Raw genomic sequence first — 8,609 nt, forward strand, 5'->3', positions numbered from 1 at the left:
GGGGCCCTGGGGCAGGGGACCCTTGCCGTCGATGGGATTGCCGAAGGCGTCGATGATCCGGCCCAGCCAGGCGGTTGTCGGGCGCACCATGGCGGCGGCGTCGATGATGCGGATGTCGGCGCCGGGGGCCACGCCCTCGACCGGGCCGAACGGCATCAGCAGGGCCTTGGCGTCGCGGAAGCCCACGACCTCGGCCGGAAGGGCGTTCAGGCCCCGCCCACGCTCGATCTCGGCCCGGGCGCCGACGGCCAGCCGGCTCAGCCCGCCCTTGGACTCGATCAGCAGGCCGTTCACGCCCGCGACCTTGCCGGTCACGACCAGAGGGTCGATCGCTTCGACGGCGGCGACGAGATTGCGCAAACGGGACCCCTGAACAGAGATCAACGGATGCGGGATCGTGGTTAACGAGCGGTGAAGGCGGCCGACGTCAGGGTCAGTTCGCCGTGGGAACCGGGGCGTCGGCTGGCGTGTCGCGCCCCGTCGTCAGGATCGCCCCGACCGAGGCGACGACGATGCAGCCGATCGCCAGCCACTGCAGGCCGCTGAGCTGTTCGTGCAGCAGCACCAGGCCGGCCACGGCGCCGACCGCCGGCTCGCCGGACAGCAGCACGCCGAAGGTGCGCTTGGGGATGTGGCGCAGCGCGATCATCTCCAGCGAATAGGGGATGGCGCTGGAGGCCAGGGCGACGAACAGGCCGAAGAGCAGCACCGACGGCGCCAGCAGGGCCACGCCCGCGTTGGCCACGCCGAACGGCAGGATGACCAGGGCGGCGGTGCTCATGCCGAGCGCCACCGACTGGCCGGCGTGCATGTGCGCCAGCCGCTTGCCGAAGACGATGTACAGGGCCCAGAACACGCCGGCCGCCGCGGCGAAGGCGACGCCGACCGGATCCAGCGCGTGCACGCCGCTCCAGATCGGCAGCAGCATGCCCAGGCCGGCGACGGCGCAGGCGATCCAGACGAAGTGGATCAGCCGGCGCGCGTGGATCAGCGCCAGAACCAGGGGACCCGAGAACTCGATGGCGATCGCCAGGCCCAGGGGGATCGTGCGCAGGGACATGTAGAAGCAGAGGTTCATCAGCCCCAGAACCAGGCCGTACAGCAGCACCCCGCCGGCGTTCGCGCGGGTCAGCGGGAACCGCCACGGCCGCCAGACCGCCACCAGCACCAGCGCCGACAGGCCGACGCGCAGCGCTGACGTCCCCTCCGCGCCGACGATCGGGAACAGCGACTTAGCGAAGGAGGTGCCCACCGCCAGCGAGATCATGCCGGCCAACAGGGCTAGGTAGGGGGTTAGGGTGGGAGAGTTCAGAGTGCGGTGCGCGAAGGTGGAGGACATCAGAAAAGCATAGAGAAGTCAGCGTTGCGCTTCCCGGCGATTTCAGGCTCCGGTGCGCCTGAAATCATCATGAAAGGCCGATACATGACGGAATTCGTCAAATTGGATGCTTTTGACCGCCGGCTGCTCGAGCGGGTCCGGCGCAACAACTTGGAGCCCGCGCGGGTCACCGCCGAGGCGGTGGGTCTGTCGGAATCGGCGGTGTTGCGCCGGCTTCGGCGCCTGCGGGCCGAGGGCGTGATCGTCGCCGATGTCGCCGTGGTCGATCCCGCCCGGGTCGAGCCGCGCATACTGCTGCATGTCCTGGTCGAGATGGACACCCAGGTCCGGGCCCACACCGACGCCTTCAAGGACGCCATGATCCGCAGTCCCGAGGTGGAGGGCGCGTGGGACGTGACCGGCGAGACCGACTTCCTGCTGACCGTCGCGGTCCGGTCGATGGCTGAATACGAGGCCTTCTGCCAGCGCGAGATGACGACGGAGGCCCATGTCCGGGCCTTCAAGAGCATGATCACCATCCGCGAGGTGGTCGGCTTCGACCCCGCCCGCCGCCGGATCGCCGACTAGGCGCGCTTCAGGGCGGGCCGGGCGCCATAGGTCGCCCAGCGCCACAGCCATTCGGCCGGCCCGAAGCGGTAGCGCGCCAGCCACCACCGGCTGAACAGGACCTGCAGCGCGAACACCACGACCGTGAAGACCAGGCTGAGCGTCGGCCCCATCCAGGGCAGCAGGCCCAGGCCGAAGCCGTACAGGATCAGGAAATAGGCCAGGCTCTGCGTCAGGTAGTTGGTCAGCGCCATCTGCCCCGCCGCGCCCAGGCCCGACAGCGCGCGACGGATCGCGGGGACCCGGCACAGGATGACGATCAGGGCGCCGTAGCCCACCGCGATGACCAGGTCGGAGACCGGTCCCAGACCGCGGAAGATCGGTTGGGCCCAGTCCAGCGGCTTGAGCTCAAGCGCCTTCATCAGGTGTCGGAGCACGGCCATGATCAGGCCCGCGGGGATAAAGGTCGCGGCCACGATCGCGAACCCCGTCAGATGTCGCTCGGGCGCTTGCAGCCAGCCTTGGCGGAAGATCCAGCTGCCGATCATGAACCGGCCCAGGATCCAGCCGAAATAGGCCAGGGCGATCGGCTGGCCATAGAACTCCACGAACAGGCCCTTGAACATCGCCACGACGAAGGCGGGATAGTCGTCGCCCATGACGATGGGCCAGCGCGCGGCGGCGCCCGCCTCCATGGCTGTCACGAAGGGCGGCGGGCCAACGGGGGCGGTGACTTGATAGTAGACCATGACGGCGATGGTGCTGAACACGGCGAAGCCCAGGCCCACGCCCAGCAGCCACGCCTTGGGCCAGCGCCGCGTGAGCAGCAGCAGAAAACCCATCGCGGCGTAGGCGTTCAGGATGTCCCCCATCCAGATCAGGGCGGTGTGGGCGATCCCGACGATGAGCAGGATGGTCAGGCGTCGCAGGTAGATCACCGTCCCGTTCCCGCCCCGGGCGCCGATGCGGTCCATCATCACCGCGAAGCCGAAGCCGAAGAGCAGGGAGAACAGCGCCTGGGCCTTGCCATGCATGACCAGGTTGGAGGTGAAGCGGACCACGTCCTCCAGCACCTTGAAATCCGTCAAGCCGTGGATCTTCTCCGCCGGGACCAGGAAGCCGCCCAGGCCGAAGACGTTCATCCAAAGCACGCCGAACAGGGCGAAACCCCGGATGATGTCCACCTCGCCGATGCGCTGCGCCTGATCGACCGGCGTCGTATCCGTCATCGCCCCACTCCCATTCCCGGCGACGCTATCAAAGGCGCGGTCGGCCCGACAGCCCGTATCGGCCGGCGGTGTCCGCCATCTTCCGTTTGCGTCCCCGCCCGGCCATGCCTAGATCGACGCCGATCCTTTCGCTGGAGGTTCTCCATGTCCGACGCCGCCTACGACGCCTCGCGCCATCTCAAGGCCGGACGAGGCAAGGTCTATGACTCGATCATCGACACCATCGGCGACACGCCCCTGGTCGGCCTGCCGCGCCTGTCGGCCGAGCTGAACCCCACGGCCCGGGTGCTGGCCAAGCTGGAGTTCTTCAACCCCATCGCCTCGGTCAAGGACCGGATCGGCGTGGCCATGATCGAGGCGCTGGAGCAGGCCGGGAGGATCGGGCCCGGCAGCATCCTGATCGAGCCGACCTCGGGCAACACGGGCATCGCCCTGGCCTTCGTCGCCGCCGCCAAGGGCTACAAGCTGATCCTGGTGATGCCTGAGAGCATGTCGATCGAGCGGCGCAAGATGCTTGCGCTGTTGGGGGCCGAGCTGGTGTTGACCCCCGCCGAGAAGGGCATGAAGGGGGCCATCGCCATGGCTCAGGACCTGCTGGACAAGACCCCAGGCGCGGTCAGCCCCGCCCAGTTCGACAATCCCGCCAACCCGGCGATCCACCGCGTCACGACGGCCGAGGAGATCTGGGCCGACACCGGCGGCGCGGTCGACATCGTGGTCTCGGGCGTCGGCACCGGCGGCACCATCACCGGCGTCGGCCAGGTGCTGAAGGAGAAGAAGCCGTCGGTCCGCATGATCGCGGTCGAGCCCTCGGCCAGCCCCGTGTTGTCAGGCGGCGAGCCCGGGCCGCACAAGATCCAGGGCATCGGCGCGGGCTTCGTCCCCTCCATCGTCGATCGGGCGGTGATCGACGGGGTCGAGCAGGTCTCCAACGACGAGGCCTTCGACATGGCGCGCAAGGCCGCGCGGGTCGAGGGCATTCCGGTGGGCATCTCCTCGGGCGCCGCCCTGGTCGCCGCCTTCCGCCTGGCCGAGCGCCCGGAGAACGCGGGCAAGACCATCGTCGCCATCATTCCCAGCTTCGCCGAGCGCTACCTGTCCACCGCGCTGTTCGAAGGCTTGTAGGCGCGGAGGTCCCGGGCGGACCTGACCGAAGCTTAACTTTACAGGCGTCGCCGCCTGCGGCCGACTGGCGTTTTCGAACCGACGCCGGAGCCGTCATGCGCGCCCTTCTCGCCGCCGTCAGCCTGCTGGCCGCCTCGCCCACCGCCGCTCAAGACGACCTGACGGCCCTGTCCGACGAGTTCGACGGGGGCGAGCTGGTCGGCTGGACGCGCTTCGACCAGGTCTACGGCTGGCCGGACAAGATCAAGGCGCTGGACGTCGGCGGGACGACGCCGGGCGCGCTGCACCTGGAGCCCTATCATTCCGCCTGGGTGCGGGATCTGAACGCCCCCTTCCTGTTCCGCGAGGTGCGGGGCGACTTCGACGTCCGGGCGCGGGTCCGGGTGCGCGGGCGCGACGGCGACATCCCGGGCGGCACCTGGTCGCTGGGCGGACTGATGGCTCGGGTCCCCAACCGGCTCGGCGCGGCCCAATGGGCGCCGCGCGCCGAGAACTGGCACTTCATCACCACCGGCGTCGGTCATGTCGCCGGCGAGCCGATGACCGAGACCAAGGGGACCTACAACAGCTATTCCTCGCTGAAGCTGAGGCCGTTCGAGATAGGCTGGGTGGAGTTGCGGCTAGTGCGCGTGGGTATGGTCCTGATCGCCCTGGCCCGGCCCGAGGGCGAGGCCGCATGGCGCGTGAGGGACCGCTTCTACCGGATGGAGAACAATCCGACGATGCAGGTCGGGCTGATCGCCTACACCACGAGCGACGCCGTCCCGCCCGGGCCGGAGAACCCCGAGATCATCAACCGTGAAGTCGATCGCGAGGCCCCCGTCGACATGATCCTGGAGGCTGACTGGATACGCTTTTCGCGTCCTCGCCCCCAGGTCTCCCCCGATTGGTACCGCCAGGTCAGCGCTAATCCGCTGGCCGATCCCAACCTGTCCGAGGCGGAACTGCTGGCCCTGCTGGGCGCCTGACGACCGACCGGGCTCGACCGACCGTCACAGCCGGTTAACCGCGCCGGTTGTAGCGTGGGCGGGATATGTCGGAACCCGCTCTCACGTCGGAGGAGGCCGCGCCCGCGGAGAGCTTCCGCGCGCGGCATGCGCTGCTGAAGCGGCTGGCCGACGTGGTGTCGCTGCCCGCCAGCCGGATCAACGCCTTCGAGCGCGCGGTGACGGGCGACCTGCTGGTGGAGATGCTGCGGCTGGCCTCCGCCGAAGACCGCCGGAGGGTGGCGGCGCGATTGGCGCCCTTGGCGGAGCTGCCTAACGCCCTGGCCCGGATGCTGCTGCGCGACGAGCCCGACATCGCCGGCCTGCTGATCGAACAGTGCGCCTCGCTGTCGGACGCCGACCTGGTCGCCTGCGCCCGCGATGCGACCGCCGAGCACCGCTTCCTGATGGCGGGCCGCCGCGGCCTTTCCGAGGTGGCCAGCGAGACCCTGCTGTCCTTCGGCGAGGGCCATGTGATCGAGGCGGTGCTGCGCAACACCACCGCCCGCCTCAGCCAGGTGGCGGTCGAGGGCGTGGTCAGCCTGAGCCGGATCGAACGGGGGCTGTGCCAGCACCTGCTGAAGCGGCCCGAGCTGCGGCCGTCCGGGGCCTATGTGATGTTCTGGTGGTGCAGCCCGGACGAGCGCCGGACCATCCTTCAGCGCTTCGCGGTGTCGCGCGAGGTCATGCAGGAGGTCGCCGAGGACGTCTTTCCGATGGCGGCCGAGGAGGGCTGGCAGGATCCGGTCTCACGCAAGGCCCTGCAGTTCATCGAACGCCGCCAGCGGAACCGCGCGGCGATCGCCAAGAGCCCCTATGGCGGGCTGGAGCAGGCCGCGGCCGCCGCCGCCCAGAACGGCCTGACCCGCGAAATCGCCACCGAGATCGCCTATCTGTCCGGCGTCAAGCCGATCACCGGCGCCAAGATCCTGGGCGATCCGGGCGGCGAACCCCTGGCGATCCTTTGCAAGGCGACGGGCCTGTCGCGCGGCGATCTGGCGGGGTTGTGGCGGTCGATGCGCCGGCCGGAGACCACCGCCGACGGGAGCCCAGATCCGGTCTGGGAGCGGGTGCAGGTCACCTATGAGATGCTGGCGGTCGATCGGGCCCAGACGGTCCTGCGTTACTGGAACTGGTCTTTGTCGTCAGCGCTGACGCCCGCTCTGCTGAGGGCCATCCGGGACGGCGAGGAAGACGCCTTGGACGACTACTCGGCGCCGGAACGCGCGGCGATGCTGGCCCTGGCGGAGAACTTCGGCCGCTAGAAGGTTCGATGAACAGACTCTCGGTCTGTTCTGATCTAGACGGGTACTTCCCCGCCATTGCGTTCGTCTGCGAAGAACTCTATTGACGCCTTCAGCGGCGGGTCGGGGTTGATCGGTCGAATCATTTTCAAGTCAACGGGTGAGGCGCCGATGGAAGAGAATTCGCAACTGCTCGAAATGACCGCCGACATCGTGTCGGCCTACGTCGGCAACAACAATGTCCAGGCGGCCGAAGTGCCGGCCCTGATCTCGAGCATTCACGCGGCGCTGTCGCAGGTCTCGACGGGCGCCGTCGAGCCCGAGCCCGAGCCCCGCGAGCCCGCCGTACCGGTCCGCAAGTCGATCACGCCCGACTACCTGATCTGCTTGGAAGACGGCCGCAAGTTCAAGTCGCTGAAACGGCACCTGCGCACCAAGTACAACATGAGCCCCGAAGAATACCGCGCCAAGTGGGGCCTGCCGAAAGACTATCCGATGGTCGCCCCGAACTACGCCAAGGCGCGTTCGGACCTGGCCAAGCAGATGGGCCTGGGCCAGGGCGGCCGCAAACCGGCCCGCGCCACGCGCTCCAAGAAGTAGTCCTCCGCGAGGATGGAACGAAATGCCCGCCGGAATGATCCGGCGGGCGTTTTTGCGTTTGGGAAGTGACTAGCGATTAATGGCTGACGCGGCTGGCGGCGGCGTTTCGCGCGGTCGGGGCGGCGCGGTCCACTAACCCCTAGCCGCTAATCACTAGTCGCGCCGGTCTAGGCCGCCTGGGCTCCGCGGCGCATGCGCCAGAAGCGCAGGGTGCGCAGGGCGGCCTCGCGGCTCAGCTCGGCGTACATGCGGGCGTAGGAGTGGGCCTTGGCCATGGCGTCGCCGTCGTCGTTGAGCAGGACCACGGCGTAGGTCAGGAACAGCGCCCGATCCAGGTCGGCGGCCTTGCAGACAACCGCCAGGGCGTCCAGCTCGCGCCGCTCGATGATCTGGCGGGCGGTGTGGAAGTCGATGTCCGCCAGCTGGGCCAGGGCGATCAGGAAGGACGTGCGGCCGCCCGAGCGCAGGAAGCGCGCCAGCATCTGGGGCGTCAGCTGGCCGGCGGCCTTCAGCTCTTCGACATAGGCCAGGCATTTGGCGTAGTCGGCGGGCAGGGCGCCGTCGTCGGTGGCGACCCGGGCGCGGCCGGCGGCCAGGGCGGCGTCCAGCAGGGCTGGATCCATGCGCGCGTTCTGCTCCAGGATCTGGGTCCGCAGCCGGGCCTCGACCAGGAAATACATGTCGTTCAGCAGGTCCGGGGGCAGGCTGGCCCGCGCCACCGTGGCCTCGTGCAGGGACGGATTGACCTTGGCGCGCTCGACGGCGGCCTCGGAGGCTTTGCGGGACAGTCGGGCGCCGTCATTGCGCAGCAAGGTTCCCAGGGTCTCGTCGTCACCGCGCTCGACGATGACGTCCGACACCGCCTCGGACACCGAGTGACGCGCCGAGACGGCGCGCAGGTGGTCCTGGCCATGGTTGCGGACCACGCCCAGCAGGTCTTCGTCGGTGAGCACCGGCGAATGCGCCAGAACGGCGCCGGCGACCGCGGCCTCGTCGTTGGCCAGGCGGCGGATCAGGCTGTGCGGGGCGTCCGGCGTGTCGGCGAAACGGGCCGAGAGCTCGGCGCGCACCGCGGTCTCCATGTCGTCGGCCAGCCGGGCCATGACGGCGCCGTACAGCGCATCCTCGGTCGCCGAGCGGGCAGGGGCGCCGAAGAAATGCTCGGTCAGTTCGCGCAGCAGGGCGCGGCGCTTCTCGCTGGAGCCTTCCTCGGCCAGGGCGATCAGGTCGGGCAGGCGCGACACGGCGACGTCGCTCACTGATAGTCCCCTTCAGGCGCAGCGGGCTGCTGGCGGATGCGGCCCTGGGCGTCGCGGATCAGGGTCGGCCCAGCGTCGGGCTGAGCCAGGTCCTGCGAGGCCGGGGTCTCGGTCATGGTGACGGCCAGGGCGTCGACATAGGTCGGTTCGGGCAGGGTCAGGGCGTCCGGAGCCTGGCCGTTCTGACGGTGCACCGAATAGCGGCGGGCGCCCTGCGGCGCGGGGCGATCGTCGGGATTGGCCTGGACCAGGGCGACGCGGCGCGGCTGGGGCGCCCGGCG

9 protein-coding genes and 1 pseudogene are annotated in these 8,609 nt (G+C 69.3%); 5 read left to right on the plus strand and 5 right to left on the minus strand.

All coding sequences use genetic code 11. From position 1 onward, the window contains the following. Both fliI and AC2W7C_RS09565 read right to left on the minus strand, forming a co-directional pair. A pseudogene (gene fliI, locus AC2W7C_RS09560) lies at window positions 1-360 on the minus strand (flagellum-specific ATP synthase FliI); the annotation flags it as partial. A 73-nt stretch (window positions 361-433) separates the two neighbouring features. Further along, a complete protein-coding gene (locus tag AC2W7C_RS09565; RefSeq protein WP_486001229.1) occupies window positions 434-1,339 on the minus strand; it encodes an EamA family transporter in 906 nt (301 codons plus the stop codon). Between the two features lie 84 nt (window positions 1,340-1,423). On the opposite strand from AC2W7C_RS09565, the gene AC2W7C_RS09570 reads away from it, so the two are divergent. After that, window positions 1,424-1,906 (plus strand): Lrp/AsnC family transcriptional regulator, encoded by a 483-nt coding sequence (locus AC2W7C_RS09570; protein WP_486001230.1) that lies wholly within the window; start codon window positions 1,424-1,426, stop codon window positions 1,904-1,906. Here AC2W7C_RS09570 and AC2W7C_RS09575 read toward each other — a convergent pair. Next, the gene (locus tag AC2W7C_RS09575; RefSeq protein ID WP_486001231.1) at window positions 1,903-3,114 is read right to left on the minus strand and encodes a DUF418 domain-containing protein; all 1,212 of its coding nucleotides are present in this window, start codon (window positions 3,112-3,114) and stop codon (window positions 1,903-1,905) included. The genes AC2W7C_RS09570 and AC2W7C_RS09575 overlap by 4 nt on opposite strands. Before the next feature lie 144 nt (window positions 3,115-3,258). Between AC2W7C_RS09575 and cysK the strand changes: the two genes are divergently transcribed. From cysK to AC2W7C_RS09595, 4 genes are all read left to right on the plus strand, one after another. Further along, window positions 3,259-4,239 (plus strand): cysteine synthase A, encoded by a 981-nt coding sequence (gene cysK, locus AC2W7C_RS09580; RefSeq protein WP_486001232.1) that lies wholly within the window; start codon window positions 3,259-3,261, stop codon window positions 4,237-4,239. A 95-nt stretch (window positions 4,240-4,334) separates the two neighbouring features. Further along, window positions 4,335-5,207, plus strand: a complete 873-nt coding sequence (locus AC2W7C_RS09585) for a hypothetical protein (protein ID WP_486001233.1) — start codon at window positions 4,335-4,337, stop codon at window positions 5,205-5,207. A 65-nt stretch (window positions 5,208-5,272) separates the two neighbouring features. After that, window positions 5,273-6,490 carry a DUF2336 domain-containing protein gene (locus AC2W7C_RS09590; RefSeq protein WP_486001234.1) on the plus strand — a complete coding sequence of 406 codons (1,218 nt, stop codon included), beginning with the start codon at window positions 5,273-5,275 and terminating at the stop codon, window positions 6,488-6,490. Window positions 6,491-6,640: 150 nt separating this feature from the next. After that, complete coding sequence (locus AC2W7C_RS09595; protein ID WP_486001235.1) at window positions 6,641-7,069, plus strand: Ros/MucR family transcriptional regulator; 429 nt, start codon at window positions 6,641-6,643, stop codon at window positions 7,067-7,069. Window positions 7,070-7,236: 167 nt separating this feature from the next. On the opposite strand, the gene AC2W7C_RS09600 is transcribed toward AC2W7C_RS09595, so the two are convergent. After that, window positions 7,237-8,328, minus strand: a complete 1,092-nt coding sequence (locus AC2W7C_RS09600) for a DUF2336 domain-containing protein (protein ID WP_486001236.1) — start codon at window positions 8,326-8,328, stop codon at window positions 7,237-7,239. After that, window positions 8,325-8,609, minus strand: a 285-nt coding sequence (locus tag AC2W7C_RS09605) for a hypothetical protein (RefSeq protein ID WP_486001237.1), incomplete at its 5' end; no start/stop codon positions are given. The genes AC2W7C_RS09600 and AC2W7C_RS09605, both read right to left, overlap by 4 nt.

It is taken from the genome of Brevundimonas sp. CURTG3B2_SDJG, assembly GCF_057364705.1.

Bases quoted from the DNA above. Each gene is read 5' to 3' on its own strand.
- AC2W7C_RS09565 (WP_486001229.1), bottom strand. From the start codon at position 1,339: ATGTCCTCCACCTTCGCGCACCGCACTCTGAACTCTCCCACCCTAACC.
- AC2W7C_RS09570 (WP_486001230.1), top strand. From the start codon at position 1,424: ATGACGGAATTCGTCAAATTGGATGCTTTTGACCGCCGGCTGCTCGAG.
- AC2W7C_RS09575 (WP_486001231.1), bottom strand. From the start codon at position 3,114: ATGACGGATACGACGCCGGTCGATCAGGCGCAGCGCATCGGCGAGGTG.
- cysK (WP_486001232.1), top strand. From the start codon at position 3,259: ATGTCCGACGCCGCCTACGACGCCTCGCGCCATCTCAAGGCCGGACGA.
- AC2W7C_RS09585 (WP_486001233.1), top strand. From the start codon at position 4,335: ATGCGCGCCCTTCTCGCCGCCGTCAGCCTGCTGGCCGCCTCGCCCACC.
- AC2W7C_RS09590 (WP_486001234.1), top strand. From the start codon at position 5,273: ATGTCGGAACCCGCTCTCACGTCGGAGGAGGCCGCGCCCGCGGAGAGC.
- AC2W7C_RS09595 (WP_486001235.1), top strand. From the start codon at position 6,641: ATGGAAGAGAATTCGCAACTGCTCGAAATGACCGCCGACATCGTGTCG.